The organism is Eubacterium xylanophilum ATCC 35991 (genome assembly GCF_000518685.1).
GTDB classification, from domain to species: domain Bacteria; phylum Bacillota; class Clostridia; order Lachnospirales; family Lachnospiraceae; genus Eubacterium_F; species Eubacterium_F xylanophilum.
Genome location: NZ_JAEB01000012.1, coordinates 1 through 17,495 on the forward strand (window position 1 = coordinate 1; position 17,495 = coordinate 17,495).

The 17,495-nt window shown below is 38.9% G+C and carries 18 protein-coding genes and 1 riboswitch; of the genes, 15 read left to right on the forward strand and 3 right to left on the reverse strand.

Annotation, left to right across the window (positions count from 1 at the left end; genetic code table 11):
- The 8 genes from L877_RS11925 to L877_RS0103080 all read left to right on the forward strand — a co-directional run.
- A partial coding sequence (locus L877_RS11925) for a hypothetical protein (RefSeq protein ID WP_034784963.1) occupies window positions 1-575 on the forward strand: 575 nt, incomplete at its 5' end.
- Between the two features lie 41 nt (window positions 576-616).
- Window positions 617-1,702 (forward strand): DUF6273 domain-containing protein, encoded by a 1,086-nt coding sequence (locus tag L877_RS0103050; protein ID WP_207637220.1) that lies wholly within the window; start codon window positions 617-619, stop codon window positions 1,700-1,702.
- A 79-nt stretch (window positions 1,703-1,781) separates the two neighbouring features.
- Window positions 1,782-2,762, forward strand: a complete 981-nt coding sequence (locus L877_RS0103055; protein WP_169729780.1) for a phenylacetate--CoA ligase family protein — start codon at window positions 1,782-1,784, stop codon at window positions 2,760-2,762.
- Window positions 2,763-2,766: 4 nt separating this feature from the next.
- Window positions 2,767-3,009 (forward strand): hypothetical protein, encoded by a 243-nt coding sequence (locus L877_RS0103060; protein WP_207637221.1) that lies wholly within the window; start codon window positions 2,767-2,769, stop codon window positions 3,007-3,009.
- A gap of 4 nt (window positions 3,010-3,013) precedes the next feature.
- The gene (locus L877_RS11930; RefSeq protein WP_034784965.1) at window positions 3,014-3,289 is read left to right on the forward strand and encodes an acyl carrier protein; all 276 of its coding nucleotides are present in this window, start codon (window positions 3,014-3,016) and stop codon (window positions 3,287-3,289) included.
- Entirely contained in the window at window positions 3,286-4,128 is an 843-nt protein-coding gene (locus L877_RS0103070) for a cupin domain-containing protein (RefSeq protein WP_026834841.1), read from the forward strand. Before L877_RS11930 ends, L877_RS0103070 begins: the two co-directional genes overlap by 4 nt.
- 14 nt (window positions 4,129-4,142) lie before the next feature.
- Window positions 4,143-5,486 carry an AMP-binding protein gene (locus tag L877_RS0103075; RefSeq protein WP_026834842.1) on the forward strand — a complete coding sequence of 448 codons (1,344 nt, stop codon included), beginning with the start codon at window positions 4,143-4,145 and terminating at the stop codon, window positions 5,484-5,486.
- Window positions 5,483-6,955 (forward strand): hypothetical protein, encoded by a 1,473-nt coding sequence (locus L877_RS0103080; protein WP_026834843.1) that lies wholly within the window; start codon window positions 5,483-5,485, stop codon window positions 6,953-6,955. Before L877_RS0103075 ends, L877_RS0103080 begins: the two co-directional genes overlap by 4 nt.
- A 90-nt stretch (window positions 6,956-7,045) precedes the next feature.
- Here the strand turns inward: L877_RS0103080 and L877_RS14045 are convergent, their stop codons facing one another.
- From L877_RS14045 to L877_RS11940, 3 genes are read right to left on the reverse strand one after another with little or no spacing between them, the layout of a single operon-like run.
- Entirely contained in the window at window positions 7,046-7,183 is a 138-nt protein-coding gene (locus L877_RS14045) for a hypothetical protein (protein ID WP_156922972.1), read from the reverse strand.
- A gap of 38 nt (window positions 7,184-7,221) precedes the next feature.
- Window positions 7,222-7,671, reverse strand: coding sequence for an IS256 family transposase (locus L877_RS14050; protein WP_051437640.1), 450 nt, complete (start codon window positions 7,669-7,671; stop codon window positions 7,222-7,224).
- Window positions 7,672-7,726: 55 nt separating this feature from the next.
- Window positions 7,727-9,049, reverse strand: coding sequence for a carboxylesterase/lipase family protein (locus L877_RS11940; RefSeq protein ID WP_051437641.1), 1,323 nt, complete (start codon window positions 9,047-9,049; stop codon window positions 7,727-7,729).
- Window positions 9,050-9,210: 161 nt separating this feature from the next.
- Window positions 9,211-9,387, forward strand: a riboswitch (Lysine riboswitch).
- 81 nt (window positions 9,388-9,468) lie between these two features.
- Here L877_RS11940 and dapA point away from each other — a divergent pair.
- The 7 genes from dapA to rsmB are packed head-to-tail and all read left to right on the forward strand — an operon-like array spanning window position 9,469 to window position 17,495.
- On the forward strand, window positions 9,469-10,362 hold the full coding sequence (gene dapA / locus L877_RS0103095) for a 4-hydroxy-tetrahydrodipicolinate synthase (RefSeq protein WP_026834844.1): 894 nt from the start codon (window positions 9,469-9,471) through the stop codon (window positions 10,360-10,362).
- 27 nt (window positions 10,363-10,389) lie between these two features.
- Window positions 10,390-11,151 carry a 4-hydroxy-tetrahydrodipicolinate reductase gene (dapB, locus tag L877_RS0103100; RefSeq protein ID WP_026834845.1) on the forward strand — a complete coding sequence of 254 codons (762 nt, stop codon included), beginning with the start codon at window positions 10,390-10,392 and terminating at the stop codon, window positions 11,149-11,151.
- A gap of 10 nt (window positions 11,152-11,161) precedes the next feature.
- The gene (locus L877_RS0103105; protein ID WP_026834846.1) at window positions 11,162-12,553 is read left to right on the forward strand and encodes a UDP-N-acetylmuramoyl-tripeptide--D-alanyl-D-alanine ligase; all 1,392 of its coding nucleotides are present in this window, start codon (window positions 11,162-11,164) and stop codon (window positions 12,551-12,553) included.
- 13 nt (window positions 12,554-12,566) lie between these two features.
- Entirely contained in the window at window positions 12,567-14,786 is a 2,220-nt protein-coding gene (gene priA, locus L877_RS0103110; RefSeq protein WP_026834847.1) for a replication restart helicase PriA, read from the forward strand.
- An 18-nt stretch (window positions 14,787-14,804) separates the two neighbouring features.
- On the forward strand, window positions 14,805-15,290 hold the full coding sequence (def, locus tag L877_RS0103115) for a peptide deformylase (protein WP_026834848.1): 486 nt from the start codon (window positions 14,805-14,807) through the stop codon (window positions 15,288-15,290).
- Window positions 15,290-16,216, forward strand: a complete 927-nt coding sequence (gene fmt / locus L877_RS0103120; protein ID WP_026834849.1) for a methionyl-tRNA formyltransferase — start codon at window positions 15,290-15,292, stop codon at window positions 16,214-16,216. Before def ends, fmt begins: the two co-directional genes overlap by 1 nt.
- Window positions 16,197-17,495, forward strand: a complete 1,299-nt coding sequence (rsmB, locus tag L877_RS11945; protein WP_051437642.1) for a 16S rRNA (cytosine(967)-C(5))-methyltransferase RsmB — start codon at window positions 16,197-16,199, stop codon at window positions 17,493-17,495. Before fmt ends, rsmB begins: the two co-directional genes overlap by 20 nt.

Here is a 17,495-nt window from a genome sequence, read left to right on the forward strand (position 1 = left end):
ATATGAGAATGAGACAAGGAACGTTGTTAAAGAACAAATCGCCTTATGATACCTTGATAGATTTTTTCAAGAGAATCAAACAGCAAAAAGATAATGGAATGGAGTTTATTGATAATCGTAAATTAATATATGATTATCTTAAAGGTATGAAGAAAGAAAATGTAGTAATGTACAAGTATTATTATGAAGACTTTAAGAAAAAGAATAAAAAGAAATTGAATACAACAGAAGCTCTTATGTATCAGTGGGATTTTATAAAAAGACAAATAGACGTGGAAAAAGACCCGTTTTTGTTGGATTTGCCTCCTGGAGACTATTATTATGCCAATCAGGATGTCGGTCATCAAGTGCTCGTTCTTGGATACAGGCAGTATGATTATGCAAGCAAACAGTTTGATACGGGTTTGAATATGAGTGGTTATCTTTTGATTAACGATGGATGGTCAAAAACAGGACATTGGAACGATGGAGACTATCATACAGACTATACATTTAAAGATAGATTTATCAATTATAGTTCGTCAAAAATATACGAATCATGGATTATGACAACATGTCATTTTATTGGAAAGTAGGTGAAAACATGTACAAAAAAATTATAATAATGATCACATTTTTGCTGTGTACATTATTCTTGAATCATAGCAAGGTAGATGCTTCTTTACAACAAGGAGATAAAGAAATAACTCATGTTTATTTTGGAAACTATTGGCAAACGGATGCAGGTAAAAAAGAACCTATAGAATGGGAACTAAAAGGAGTAAAGAATAATGTGGCGTTTCTTCAATCGGCCAAAATACTTGAATATATGGTTTATGATGATACCTGGAGTGGAAACTCTACTTGGGCCACATCTTTTTGTAGGCAATGGCTTAATAACAAGTTCCTCTTTGATGCTTTTAATGCACGCGAGAGAAGTATGCTAAAGCAAGTCTTACAAGATGAATATAGAAAACAGGATCTTAGCACAGTATATTTATCAGGAATATTTGAAGGTTACGCAATAAAAGCAACAAATTATGCTCTGAGGAAATATCCTGGAATGGATCCTTATGTTTGGTGGATAACAAATCTATGGATTCAATCCGAAGGAAGAAAAGTTGCATACAGTACAGTGGAGGATACTATTGCACCTGGAGTGTATGTAGGTTATTGGAAAACGCAAGAAGGGAATACATTGACTGTTAGAAATGTTATGTTTGGGATAAGACCGGCTATATATTTAGACATATCCAAAGCTGATTGGAAAACTTCGCGATTTAGAAAAAAAAATATTGAGACCAATGAGTATGAAAAATATAAAATAGAGTATCTAAACGAACAAGATAAAGTTGGAGTTGAGACAGTTGACACAGAATATCCAAATCAAATTGGTGGGAAATCACAATCTGTGTCTAATGGTGGAGTTATCAAATACAAGATAAAAAAACCAAGTATCGTATCAGCCAAAAGATCGAAAAGCAAATCGGTTATTCAGTGGAAGAAGACAGACGATTCTACCTCATATGACCTTTGGTATTCGACGTCTAAGAAGTTTACAAAGAAAAAGACCAAGAAGATTAAATTGACGAAGACCAAGTATACTATAAAGAAATTAAACAAGAAAAAGAAGTATTATGTCAAAGTCAGAGGAAAGCTAAAGGTTGATAGAATATCAGCTAACGGGAAGTGGTCAAAAGTTAAAGTAATTAAACGGAAGTAAGAAGGAATATATTTTCTTTACAGTTGTCAGAAAAGAATATATAATATTTAATATATTAAGTTGAATGGGAGGAAGAGTGATGCAATTAAACCAAGACCAAAAACGGTTTTTTTCAGAATGTTACAATAGCATTGAATTGTACCAGGATTTGTCTCGGAACATGAGAATTACAGAACAAAATATCGAGGAATTATGGGACGATTTACCTATCTTAGATAAGACAGATATCGTCAATAACCAGGATAGAATCATATATCCTCCGGCAATAGCGAAGAATCTTAATGGAACTCTGCACGAAGTTTATACATCCGGAACTACCGGAGAGTGCTTACAAGTGACATGGAGCTACGGAGATGCTAGAAGGTCATTGAGTTCGTTATGGGCTGTTAGAAAACAAAGATTTGACATTGCTCCTCCTGAGCGTATGTGCTTTTTCCGTGCTTCTTCACGCAGTTGTAATAGTGAAAAAGCTATATTTGAAAAGGTTTCTGAAACTCAAATTGCAATATATAAGGAGAGTGTAACTTTAGAAAGTTCATCACGTATACATAATTTAATTAGTTCTTTTTCGCCTGTTTGGATGATAGTACAACCATCTATTATTCAAATTATAATTAGCGCTTGGAAGGAGAAGGGATTAAAGCCGCCCAAGTCGATAAAGTATATCGAGTGTACAGGTGAGATGCTTTCCGTTCCGGAGAAAAGAGAAATTGAGGATTTTTTTGGATGTCAAGTGATGGATCAGTATGGCACAATGGAGGTAAATTCTATCGCATGCTCATGCGAATGTGGGAAGATGCATGTTATGGACAGTAACGTTATAGTTGAAGTTGTTGATAAACATGGGAAAACACACAGAGAAGGAGAGGGAGAAATTTGTGTTACATCTTTAACCAACAGAAGTATGCCATTTATTAGATACAAAACCGGAGATCATGGACGATTGGTTTCCAAAACTTGTTCATGTGGAAGAAGAGGTTCGATCCTGGAATTGTCATATGGCAGGGTGAATGATAAGCTTATTGTTGATGGGAGAGAGAAGTATTTATACATTGTTTAAGCCAATGGCACGATTGGTCAATGAGCATGGTTTTGATATAAAGCAATTCAAGGTAGTTGAACTAAATAATAGAAACTATGTATATTATTTGGTTATGGACGAAAAACTTAAGACTGAAGTTGATCAATTTATTATTGATACGGTTGAGAAGGATTTTGGATCGTGCCAGATCACAGTAAAAACATGTGACCGCATTGTTCCTTGCGCTAAAACAGGGAAAATGTGTATATTTGAAAGGAAATATTAGCAAAATGAATGAAGATATAATTGACAAAATTATTGAGATATATAGCGAAAAGCGAGAGTGTTTATGTGACCCAAGTGATTTGTTAAATAAAGATATTTATGACGATTTGGGTTTTGATTCCGTAGATGCCGTAAACCTTATGACCTACCTAGAGGATAAATATAAAATCAGTTATGAGGATGCAGGTTATGGAATTACTAATCATTCTACTTTAAAGGATTTTATAAATTTTTGCGAGAACATATATGATGGAAGTGTAATTGAAGAGGGGAGAAGATGAAAGAAAACATAATTGAAAGAGATTATGTACACGATTTTTTATGTTTGCATAAGAAGTCAGTTACAAATGGGGACCATGAACTTCATAAGCATAATACGATTGAATTGCTATTTATAATTCGCGGGGAAGGTGACGTTTTAATAGGAGAGGATAAGTATAACTTTACTACTCCGTGTATCTGTGTGATCCCTTCTTGCGTGAGTCATGGAATTCTCGGACTAGAGCAAGACCAAATATATGAACGGTATACAATTAATATAAGTGTTAATTATGTGAGGCTACTTTTAGATAAGATTGGAAATAATAATCTCATATCTTTTTTAAGTAAACCATTATATATTTCAAATAATACACTTGGTTTGTTTGAAAGTGAGATGGAATTAGAACTTGAGATACTGGATCGTTTAGTATTTAGCAACTCACGAGAAGAGGTTGATCGGATTCAATTTGATTTAATACTCTTACTGGGATATATCATATCCCTAAAAAATAGAAATCGGGCGCTCTTTTTTACTATCAAGGAATTTAGTAAAATTAGAGAATTAGATTACCGTGATGGCAGTATAGATTATTCATTTAAAAACATTCCGTACACTGAGAAAACCATTAATAGGGCACTTAAGAGTGCTTTTGGAATCACAAAAAGGGAATTGATTTGCAAAAGCAAGCATATTGTAACAGATGAACTGGACAGATGCATGTGTAACGACATCGATATTTGTAAAACTCTCGGATATCGAGACGTTCGTTCTATAAAAAAACTTAAAGACAGTGACCGGGCTGATAGTTACAGAGTATCTGAGAAGCAAAAGATTAGAATGATGTATTTTTTAGGTTAGGGAGTTGGAGTTATATGAGAGATTTTTGGCAATTTCACAGATTTGGGAATAAAATTGCAATAATTGAAGAAGATCGTCGGGATGTGACGTACAGGGAATTTGATTCATTAATTTGTCAGTTTAGCGCTATTATCCAGCGCAAAAGTGTGGTTGCTATTGTGTGCCGCAATAATATTTCCACAGTTTGTGCATATTTTGCATGCTTATATAATAATAGTATTCCTATCCTTGTATCAGATGAGTTGGATGGAGATTCAGTATTAAATATTGTGCTTAGATATAAATCAAATTATATTTGGATGCCAAGTGATCGTGCTGAAGAAATAAAAAGAGATTACTCAGTGGTTTATTCTAATGATGATTATGTTCTGTGTAACATTCAAACTGAGAAAATTAAATTCAATGAAAATCTTGCTCTATTATTAAGTACGTCAGGCACAACTGGCAATAGTAAATTTGTTAGGATTAGTAAAAGTGCTCTTATGACAAATACGACAGATATATGCAAAGCTCTTGATATAAGCTCAAATGATATAGCTATAGCCTATCTGAAGTTAAATTACACGTACGGTTTATCTGTGCTCCAAACGCACTTGTATGCGGGAGGAACTGTAGTTTTAACAGAGAAAAATATAATGAGTAAGAGCTTTTGGAAACTCGTAGATAGAAGTAGAGTGAATACTTTTTCAGGTGTTCCTTTTTGTTATGAGATCATACAATGCATGAAAATAGATTTCTCTAAATATAAAAATATTAGAAAATTTACTCAAGCGGGTGCTGCAATGCAGATTGAATTATTGCGGCACTGGTCAGACTTGTGTGAGATTAAAGGATATCAGTTTTATGTCATGTATGGACAGACCGAGGCAACGGCAAGGATGACGGTATTAGATTTCGACAAGCTTAATGATAAGCTGGGCTCAGTTGGTAAACCCATAGGAAATGGAAGAGTTGAACTATCGCAAGAAGGAGAGATTATATACAAGGGCCAAAATGTTATGATGGGATATGCACATGATTATAGAGATATGTACAGAGAAGATGATTTGAAGGGGGTACTAAGAACTGGTGACTATGGATGGATTGACAAAGATGGTTACCTGTTCCTAGACTCCAGAAAATCTAAAATAAGTAAGGTAAACGGTAAACGGCTAGATGTTAAAGAGCTTAGAGAGATGCTTGTTTTAGAAGATGAATTTAAAGTCGATTATCAAGTGCGAATTGAAAGTGGAAAATTGTGCATTTGCACAAAAGAGAAACCAGATGTTGACTTAGTCAAGCATGTGGCAAAAAAAATCCAAAAGACTGTAAATATTCCATATAAATTGATTCAGATTAGGCAGGGGGTGTATCATTGATTATTGTAAAAGGAATGGACTGTATAGAAAACGCGATGTTAGATGTATGTAAATTCCATTTAAGTGAATATGAAATATTGTTCTATAATAGTCTGCAGATTAGCTATAAAAAAAAGATCCCGATCGGTGACGGGGCTGTTTATGACGACAAAGTCCTAATAAAAAATGTAGAAGAGATATTCGGATATGAATTCAAACCTCTTGTCTTTGAAAGTGGGTTAGTGAGAAAAAACGTGGAAAGAGCTTTTGATCAATATGGCAGGCTTATACTCGGAATTCGTTCAAATTACTGTCCTTGGCAAAAAACATATGGAACATCTGCAGGGAGCTTGCACTTTTTAGTTTTGACCGGAATTGACGAAGAAGGACTCATTTGCGCGGATTCTCTTCCTAAAAGAGATAATGCACGCATTAAATGGGAAGATGCTGAGCAAGGCTTGAAGCAGATTGTAGTCTTACAAAAATGTAAAAAAGTTAAATTAAAAAAGATTGATAAAGAAACGGTAATAGCCCAGACTAAAAAATCATTTAAACCGAAGACGATAAAGAAGCTAACAAAATTAATTTCTCACAATTTTGATCCCGGGACAGAATTCAAATCAGAAACTTATATTTGGAGAGTTCCGATTTACGGTCTAGTTCAAAAATGGTACAGTATGCATATGCAATTTGATGTTTTCTTGAAAAAATATGACAATAAAATGCAGTGGAATAAAGAAATTGTTGAGTTAAATAATAGTATAGTAAGGATATATGAAGAGATAAAAATATATATTGTTAAAATTTTTGGGCTTTATTCGGAGCGATGTTTAAGTAAAAATGATATAGAATTGCTTACAAGAATAATTGTAAAAAAAATGGATATTGCTGCAGAAAAAGAGATTTATCTCAAGAATATGATTATTGGGATAGAAGGGTATATACCACAGAATAATATAACTCAAAAATCTATAACAGACAGCAAATACAAGATGTATAGCGTTCCAATAAAATATACTGAGAAGACTCACTTTGTAAGTGGAAGAGATTATAAGACAAGTATTCATATTCCTTATGGCAAAGAGATAAGTATTGGAGAGGACAAGTATTGTGTTCCTGCTTTGGATTCTTTAAATGACTGCATGCCTATGAATGGACAGGAGTATGTTATTGATAAAAAAATAAATAAAATTGTAATAATGGGTTATGGTACATATGAATCTCAAATTGATTTCATTAGAATTTATTACGGAGAGAAAAGTGAAAGTAAGACTATCGCTTTTTCCGACTGGACCCAAGAACCGCTAAATGGCGAGGAAGTTCTTGTATCAGGGAAATTTTATCCGTTAAATCCCGATGGTATGATACATAAAGGAAAGCTTGTGGCGGTTGAAGTTCCGGTTGAACGAGAAGAAATATGTAGCAAAATTGTATTGCCAAGATGCAATAGGATAATAGTTGTGGCAATGTGGATTGGCACCAATGAATAATTGACAATTCTGTCCGAGATTCATTGGTAGCCATGCCATTTGCCGTGTAATATCATGCGCTTGAATCAAACAAATTAAAAGAAGAATTAATCAATAATCTTCTGACCCGGTAACCATACTGGTGGTTGAGATTTTCTTATTCCCTGCAGCAAAAACCAATACGGTAGGTGAGCCTGCGTCGCTAAACATGGAGGACGCGGTAATACCCTTGCCTTTCGTGCTATCCATGCAAAGTTTTCCGAGTCAAGTCCTTTTCTTGGTGTAAATTAAAAAATCTCACCATCCCAAGTACTTTTACTTTCATTTTTATACACATCAAAACCGATTATTTCTCTTACTCCGGAACTTGATACTGCATATGCAATCATTAGTGCCTTTGATACAATTCTCGAGTTCTCTCGAACTTTAAAATATGTTGCATCCACTGTTATAAATGGGTATTCACAATCTAAAGGACGATTTCTAAATTCATTAACCTTCTGATCTAACTCCTTACAGGCCTCAGATACAGTAGATTTTGAAAAAGATTTGTCACATAATGTTTCCATAACTTTTGCAACTTTCCGTGTTGAAACGCCATTTACAACCATCTCTGCCATTGATGTGATTAGCGCAGCTTCACTTCTACAATAATTGTCAAACACAAACGTCTTGAATGGTTCTCCATTCCGCTCATAAGGTTCAGCCTTCAATTGTTCAGCGGATTCCGCTTTCATGATACAATTAATGCTTTCTTGCAGAAGCTTTGCAAAAGCATCCCCCTTTAGTGGTCTATGAAAAGATTGTAAAATTAGGATTATTCATATCGCTTGTTTTCCATTGTGGAAGGTCATTCTCACGAAAATCTTTTCCGTTTGGATTACCGGTTTTAATAAAATTGACAAAGTAGCTGGACATAGTATTGGCCAAATCATAGTGATGACCGGTGAATGGCCTCCAGCACATAGCCAGGGTTTCAAACCAAAACCACAAGTCAACTGAGTGAAAACATCCTGGATTGTCAAAGCCAGGTATATGAGGTTTAAACCCATATGTATAGAGTGAACGCTTCGGATTATTTTTCAAAATCTCCTCGACGGCATATCGAACAGAGTTTTCAACTATATTGGTATCTCCTTCTATAAATTCATCTTTGGTGAATCCTGTGATAATAGGGACAGGATTTGCTTCACCGCACACCAAACGATCAAGGGGATTGCCAATGTAATTAACTCCGTCGTCAATTGGAAACATTCGAGGATGATTTAGTGAGAATTCTCCGTACTTATCGCGTATGAATTCGGCGGGTAATCTGCGGGCTTCTTCTAAACTTGATACTCCAAGAAAATCAAAGAAGGCCTCACCCAGTTTCTCAGCTTCGGTTAGTGAGATAGGTGTAAATATATCCTCTTCTGGCTTGGTAGGCATAATTAAGCCGCTGAAGATAGCTGCGCTCTTGACTTTTCCGGCGTTTAAGTGAGTGGTGAGCTGTTGCATTGTACTGGCACCACCTGCTGACTGACCTGCAATACATATATTATCGGGATCACCGCCGAAGGAGGCGATGTTTTCAATTACCCAATCTAGTCCCGCTTTTTGATCTAGAAGTCCGAAGTTAGAAGGGGCATCAGGGGCCTCCGCGCTCAACTCAGGATGAGCCAAAAATCCCATAACTGCTATTCTATAACTAACTGTGACAACTACGATTCTACGCCTGGCGAGCATCTCGCCGTCAAATTCCATCTCGCTGGTGTATCCCCACTGGAAAGCACCGCCAAAGTACCAAACAACCACCGGAAGCTTCTCGTCAGCTTTTTTTGCAGGTGTCCAGACGTTGAGATAGAGACAATCTTCACTGACGGGGATTTCTGAATCCACATGCCACTCTCTACAGTATATATCGTCGCCGATACCCGGCACGTCCTGCATTGGGATAGGAGCATAGCAGTAAGCATCTCTAATTCCTTCCCAGCACTCACAGGGCTTTGGAGCCCGCCAACGGTTCTCGCCGATTGGTGGAGCAGCGAATGGTATACCCTTAAATGCGGTTATCCTTGCGTTATTTCCTCTAATTCCACGTAATTCTCCATATTTTGTTTTGACTGTTCGCAACATAGTCAAGTTCCCCCTTTAGTGTAGTATTGTTCACTACTTTAATTATAGTATGAATCTGTTAATTTGTGAAGAAATTTTTCTTCAAAATAAAAAATGTTCTGATAATTTAAAAAAAACGGTTGACAGTTTTTGGGTTAAGTGTTACAGTAGTTTATAAGTTCATAGATTGTAGAGGCGCAGTTATTCATCAGTAACAATCAATACGTGACAGAACACGGTTTATGTGTTTGTGAAAGGGAAGACTGCCGAAGGACGCATGTTTCTGTGCATGTGGGCCTGGGCATATGTTTAAGAGACATATGACTGTCATCAGCTTTTGATGGAGTGCTACGTTGATTATATTGATTAGACTAAGAGTATTCCATGAAGGAATACTTTTTTTTATGGAAGTGATATTCCAAACTGAAAGGAGAATTTTTATGTCAGTATTTACAGGAGCAGGTGTAGCTTTGGTTACCCCTATGAATCAAGATGGAAGTGTCAATTATGAGAAGTTGGCAGAGTTGGTGGAGTTCCATATCAAGAATTCTACAGATGCTATCATTATTTGCGGAACAACAGGAGAGGCTTCAACTCTCAGCGACGAAGAGCACATTGAGTGCATCAGGTATTGTTGTGAGGTTGCAGACAAGAGAATCCCTGTTGTCGCAGGAACAGGTTCTAACTGTACACAGTCAGCTATAGACTTGTCTGTCAAGGCAGTTGAGGCTGGTGCAGATGCATTGCTCGTTGTGACACCATATTACAACAAGTGCACACAGAATGGACTTAAGGCTCACTATAAGGCTATTGCTGAGGCGGTAAATGTTCCAATTATTATGTACAATATTCCTGGACGAACAGGAGTTAAGATTATGCCAGAGACAGTAGTTTCTCTCTGTGAAGAAGTGTCAAATATCGTTGGTGTTAAGGATGCGACAGGAGATCTCTCAGAAGTTGCAGATGTACTTGGACTAGCTAAGAAGAGAGGAGTTCAGGTGGATCTTTACTCAGGAAACGACGATCAGATTGTGCCAATTCTTTCACTCGGTGGAAAGGGCGTTATCTCAGTTCTTTCGAACATTTTGCCACAGGAGACACATGATATGACTCAGGCTTACTTCGACAAGGATACAGAAAAGGCAGCTGACCTTCAGCTCAAGTATTGTGATCTTATCAGAGGTTTGTTCTGTGAGGTCAATCCAATTCCTGTGAAGAAGGCCATGAACCTTATGGGAATGAACGTGGGAAGCCTCAGAGCACCACTTACAGAGATGGAAGACGTTAATGCTGCAAAGCTTGAGAAGGCTATGAAGGATGTAAAACTCATCTAGAGATTGTTTCTTACAGGAGGAAAACTAATGAAGAGAATTATTATGAGCGGCTGCAATGGCGCTATGGGAAATATGATTACCAAGATAGTCAGTGAGGACAGTGAGTCACAGATTGTTGCCGGAGTTGATATTAATGACGATGGAAGCAAAGATTATCCAGTGTTTTCAAGTATAAAGGATTGTGATGTTGAGGCAGATGCTATCATCGATTTTTCAACACCGGTAATATTGAATGATTTGCTCGATTACTGTAAGGATAAGAAAATACCTATCGTACTTTGTACAACCGGATACTCCGATGAGCAATTAAAGCTCATAGAGTCATCAGTTGATGAAGTTGCAATCCTTAAGTCAGCTAATATGTCTCTTGGAATTAATACACTTATTAATCTTTTGAAAGAGGCCACAAAGGTGTTCTCTCCCGAGGGATTCGATATTGAGATTGTTGAAAAGCATCACAGACTTAAGCTTGATGCCCCATCCGGAACAGCTCTCGCTTTGGCAGATGCTGTAAATGAGGCCGCTGATAATAAATACGACTACGTATATGACAGATCTCAGAGAAGAGAGAAGAGACCTGATAATGAGATTGGATTGAGTGCAGTCAGGGGTGGAACAATCGTAGGTGACCACGATGTTATCTTTGCCGGCACGGATGAAGTAATCACATTCTCTCATACTGCATATAGTAAGGCCGTATTTGCCAAGGGTGCAGTTGCAGCAGCCAAATTCATGGCTGGAAAGACATCCGGAAGATTTGATATGCAAGATGTTATAGCTGCAAAGTAGGAGAGTATATATGAAAGCGATGACTATAGAAGAGGTGATAGAAGCCACTTCCGGTACACTTCTCAAGGGAAATCCATCTGATGAGATTACAAATGTTGTATTTGATTCAAGGGAAGTCGGAGAGGGAACATTGTTTGTTCCGATTATCGGAGAGCGAGTGGATGCTCACAAGTTTATCCCGGATGTTATGAAAGCAGGGGCTGTGGCTACATTTACCTCTAACAAGGATATCCAGTTGTCTGATGGAAACTATATATTGGTTGAGGACACTTTAGCTGCTATGCAGGATTTGGCAGGTTACTATAGAAAGCAATTTGACATTCCCGTCATAGGAGTTACGGGAAGTGTTGGAAAAACCACAACCAAAGAGATGATCAGCGCTGCGCTTGGGGCTGGATATAAAGTTCACAAAACAGCGGGCAACAGCAATGGTCAGATAGGGCTTCCAATCACACTTTTTGGAATAGACGATGAAACAGAGATAGCTGTAATTGAGATGGGAATGAGTCTTCCGGGCGAGATGGCTAGAATTGTCGATATTGCTCGTCCCCAGACGGCAGTGCTAACCAACGTCGGTGTTTCCCACATTGGAAACCTGGGAAGCAGGGCAAATATTGCCAAGGAAAAGGGCAATATTGTGAAATATCTGACGGAATATTTTTACATATGTGGAAACGGTGATATGATACCTTTGACCAAGGAAAATGTTCCGTACGACATATGCGAAAATGACATAAAAACCATATATTATGGCGAAGATGAATCTCTTGATATATATGCCAGTGACATAGAGGTTGGTGAGAATTCTCAGAGTTTTGTCTACAATGGAAAGAGTAAAGTTAAAGTAACTCTCTCTGTTTTGGGAAGTCATAATATTAACAATGCTCTAGTGGCAATGGCCCTGGCAGAACAGTATGGAGTGGATCCGACAAAAGCGGCAGAAGCATTGAGCGAATATAAGAGCTATGATATGCGTGGTGTTGTCAAAGAAGTTGATGGCATCAGAGTCGTAGATGATACATATAATGCAAGTCCTGATTCTGTGAATAGCAATGTAAAGATGCTGTTTGATTATCCGGGTGAGGGAAGAAGAATAGCGGTATTGGCAGACGTTCTGGAGTTGGGAGAGCAATCAGAGGAGCTCCACAGAGGGATGGGAAGCTTTATTGCTGGACTTGCCAGAGAAGGTAAGCGACTGGACCTTGTGGTGACTTATGGCGATATGGCAAAGTATATCTGCAAACAGATTTCCGAGGAAAGTGATATTCCGACAGAGAGTTTTGACGATCACGACAGCGTTGCTAAGTATCTAAAGGACTATGCCAAAGCCGGAGATGTGATTCTTGTCAAGGGCTCCAGGGGAATGCAAATGGATAAGGTCGTAGATATGATTTGCAATTGAAAGGATGTAAGGAATGTTCGCAGATGTGATAATTGATATTAGTGCAGAAGCACTCGACAGAACATTTCAATATAGGATTCCAGAGATCCTAAGAGAACAAGTTAAACTAGGGACACCCGTGAGTGTCCCTTTTGGTCGTAATAAAAAGCTTAGACAGGGATATGTGGTTAATATTTCGGCAGAGCCATCCTTCGATCCGTCTAAGATTAAGGAAATTGTAAAAGTAGAGAAAAATCTAGTATCCATAAAGTCCCAGTCGATACAGTTGGCGGGATTTATCAGGGATCGCTACGGGACAACTATGAATGAGGCCCTTAAGACAGTTATTCCCGTCAAGAAAAAGATTAAAAATCTAGAAGAAGTATTCCTGACCCTGAGGGTGGATGAGGAAGAGGCGAGAGCAAGACTCAGTGAATATAGGAGAAAGAATCACAAGGCAAAGGAAAGGCTTTTAGAGGCAATCTGTGACAACGAAGTTGTAACGTCCAGGGATGCAAAGCATGAACTAAATATTTCTAAATCCACTATTGATGCACTGGTAAAAGATGGTGTTATAAATGTGGACAGGGAGAGAAAATACAGAAATGTTGTTTCGGATAATGTCGACAACTCTGCCGGTGAGAAGGTATTAAATACAGAACAACAATTCATAGTTGATGATTTTAAAAAAGAGTATATGTCCGGCGTAAGAAGACCGTATTATATTTATGGAATAACCGGAAGCGGAAAGACAGAAGTCTATATAAATATAATTAAGGATGTTGTTGCACAGGGCAAGCAAGTGATTGTCCTGATACCGGAGATTTCCCTTACATTTCAGACGGTTGCGAGATTTAAAAATGTATTTGGAGACCGGGTATCTGTTCTTCACTCAAAGTTATCAGAGGGAGAGAGATATGATCAGTATGACAGAGCTCAAAGAGGTGAGCTCGATATCATGATCGGCCCACGTTCAGCGCTGTTCACACCATTTTCTGATCTGGGACTAATAGTTATGGATGAGGAACATGATGGCGGATATATAAGTGACAGAAGTCCCAAGTATCATTCCGATGAGGTGGCGTTATTCAGGGCGGAAATGACAGGGGCTAGTGTTGTTTTTGGATCGGCGACGCCAAGTGTGAAGGCATATCTCAAAATGCAGAAGGGTATTTACAAGACTTATAGGTTGGATAAAAGGGCGGGAAATGCCAAGTTGCCTTCGGTTAGTGTGGTGGATTTGCGAGAGGAGTTCCGCTCGGGGAACAGATCGATTCTCAGCGAATTATTGCAGGAAAAGATATGTGACAGGCTCAATAAAGGCGAACAAACTATACTTTTTTTGAATAGAAGGGGATATGCAAGTTTTGTTTCTTGTAGAAATTGCGGAAATGTGATACAATGTTCACATTGTGATATATCTTTGAAGGCCCACAAGGACTACAGCGGTAGAATAAGAAAACTGATGTGTCACTACTGTGGCGATACCGTTCCTATGCCGGAGAAATGTCCCAAGTGCGGAAAACCCTATATTGGAACATTTGGAATGGGAACACAGAAAGTCGAGGAGATGTTGCAAAAGAGGCTGCCCAATGCAAGGATAATGCGCATGGATGCGGATACTACTGCCGGAAAGCGGGGACATGAGCGTATTATCGAAGAGTTTAGAGCAGGGCGGGCTGATATATTGATTGGGACCCAGATGATTGTCAAGGGACATGATTTTCCTGGTGTTACTCTTGTCGCAGCTTTGGCGGCTGACATGAGTATGTTCGACAATGACTATCAAAGTATGGAGCGAACATTTCAACTGCTTCATCAGGCCAGTGGAAGAGCAGGCCGTGGTGACAAAGAGGGAGAGGTAATCATTCAGACATATTCACCCGACAATTATGTCATTAAGAGCGTGAAAGCACAGGATCCGAGCATTTTCTATGAAAATGAGCTGGCATACAGAAACCTGATGAGTTATCCGCCTTATCAGTATCTCTTGATGATAAATATAAGCGGAAATAGCAAGAGTTATGTGGAGAAACTGTGTAGCAAACTTGCGGGTTGGATAAATAAGAATTACGAGGGAATCAAGTTGATTGGTCCCAACCTGGATTTGATAACCAAGAGAAATGATAAATATGTTATGGATATGTACTTGAAGTCTGAAGAGCAGGAAAGGCTAATCGGATTAAAGGAGGATATTCAAAAAGAGGTTGAGGGGAGTCGCCTCCCTGTAAGGATACAATTTGAAATCAAGTAAAGATTTGGAGAGAAAGATATGGCATTAAGACAAATTAGAATTTATGGAGATGAGATTCTCACAAAGAAATGTAAAGAGGTTAAGGAGATAACTCCGAAGATTGAAACTTTGGTCAATGACATGTTTGAGACTATGAGAGACGCTGAGGGCGTGGGACTTGCGGCACCTCAGGTTGGAATTCTCAAGAGAATTGCAGTTATCGATGTTTCGGAGGAACAAGATCAACCAATAGTTCTTATTAACCCTGAAATCTTAGAGACATCCGGAGAGCAAGAGGGCTCTGAGGGATGCTTGAGTGTTCCAGGAAAAGCCGGAATTGTCAAAAGACCAAATTATGTAAAGGTAAGAGCTACCGATCTCGACGGACAGGAGTATGAGATTGAGGGCGAAGAACTGCTTGCAAGAGCACTTATTCACGAGATAGAGCACCTTGATGGACAGCTTTATGTTGACAAAGTCGAAGGCGAGCTTGTGGATGTGGAAGACATGATGGAGGAAGAATAATGAATATAATATTCATGGGTACTCCGGACTTCGCCGTTCCCGTCTTGCGAGAATTGATAGAGTCTGGGAAACACCAGGTTACAGCGGTTGTCACACAGCCGGATAAAGCCAGGGGAAGAAGTGGTAAGCTGACATTCACCCCCGTCAAGGAATTGGCCCTAGAGCATGGAATTCAGGTCTATACACCTGAAAAAGTTAAGGCGCCTGAGTTTGTGGAAGTCTTGAGGGGAATTCCGTGTGATTTGATCGTAGTTGTGGCATTCGGACAGATTTTGAGCAAAGAGATTCTAGATATGCCCGAGTATGGATGTGTAAATGTTCACGCGTCTTTACTTCCTAGGTGGAGAGGAGCTGCACCTATTCAGTGGTCAATTATAGCAGGAGATGCAAAGACGGGAATAACTACCATGCAGATGAATGAGGGACTTGACACAGGAGATATATTGCTCACTGAGGAGATAGAACTCACAGGTGAGGAGACTGGCGAGAGCTTGTTTGATGATTTGTCTAAGATGGGAGGACCGCTCCTTATAAAGACCATAGAGGGACTCGAAAAAGGAGAGATAACACCTGTCAAGCAAAATGATGAAGAGAGCACATATGCCAAGATGCTCACGAAGGATTTGGGAAAGATAGATTTTAGCAAATCAGCTGTAGAGATTGAGAGACTTATAAGAGGCCTCAATTCTTGGCCAAGTGCCTATACATATTTTGGCAAAAAGATGCTCAAGATATGGGAAGCCAGGGTTTCTGATGTGGAGAGCGTTGGAAATATAGGCGAAGTAGTCAGAGTTGACAAGGAGAGTTTTGGAATCCAGACGGGGCAGGGAATCTTGCAGATTCTCGAGGTTCAGCTGGAGGGAAAAAAGCGAATGAAAACAGCTGATTTTATGAGAGGAAATAATATTGAGGAAGCAAGCTTTTGAATCGGTATATAATACTCTTGAAAAAGGTGATAATATAAGGTATAATTCTGATGAGCGATTTGTAAAGAGACTCGTCTATGGAACAGTAGAGAGAGCTATAGAATTAGATCATATAATTGATCACTTTGCGAGTAAGAATATAGCTGATATGGATGATAATCTTCGGACCATTTTGAGGATGGGGGCATATGAGATTATATATATGGATTCGGTACCTGAATCTGCCACCTGCAACGAGATGTGCAATTTGGCCAAGAAGGTATGCGAGAAGTATGTGCCTGTTGTCAATGGAATTCTTAGAAATATTGCCAGAGCTGATATTGAAGAGGTAAGAGAGGAGATTTCAAAGAGCATAAGGGATGTTGTAAAGAAACTATCATTCCTTTATTCAACTCCGGAAAACCTGGTGAAGCTGTTGATTGACAGCTATGGTAAGAAGACTGCAAAGAAGATTATGGCATCATTTTATGATGATAAGCAGATTAGCCTCAGAGCATTTACAAAGAATGCTACTGTTTCAAAGGTCAGAGAACTCTTTGAAGCGAATGGGATTGAGACGATAGATAGCGAGTATAATCCCAATATGTTTTTGATTGAATCCCAGAGCGTGGAAAAACTGCCGGGGTTTGCTGAGGGGTATTTTACCGTTCAGGATGAAAGCGCTTCACTACCTGTTATGGTTGCGGGAGCCAAGGGCAGAGATTGCATAGTTATGGATGTCTGTGCCAGCCCGGGAGGGAAGACATTTCAAATGGCGGACCTTGTGGGACCTAATGGGATTGTATATGCCGGGGATAAGACGGATGAAAAGGTCAGACTGATTGAATCAGGGATTAAGAGACTTGGAATTTCCAATGTAAAAACCGCGGTGAGAGATGCTTTGGTAGATCATCCCGATCAAACTGAGATGGCGGACATAGTAATATGTGATGTGCCATGTTCAGGAATAGGAGTTATAGGAAAAAAGCCTGAGATCAAGTACCATGCAGTAGAGAGATGTCAGGAGTTAATAGAATATCAGAGGCAGATAGTTCGTTCTTCGGTTGGGGTGTTAAAACCCGGCGGAACATTTATCTATAGTACTTGTACTATCAATCCCGCAGAGAACGAAGATAATGCTCGGTGGATAGAAGAGGAATTGGGTCTAGAACCCGTCAGCCTAGACGAGTATCTGCCGGAGAAATTGGTCAACAAGATGACCGGAAAGGGCATGCTAACGATGTTGCCGGGGATACACAGAGGCGATGGATTTTTCGTAGCTAAGTTTAGGAAGGTGTAA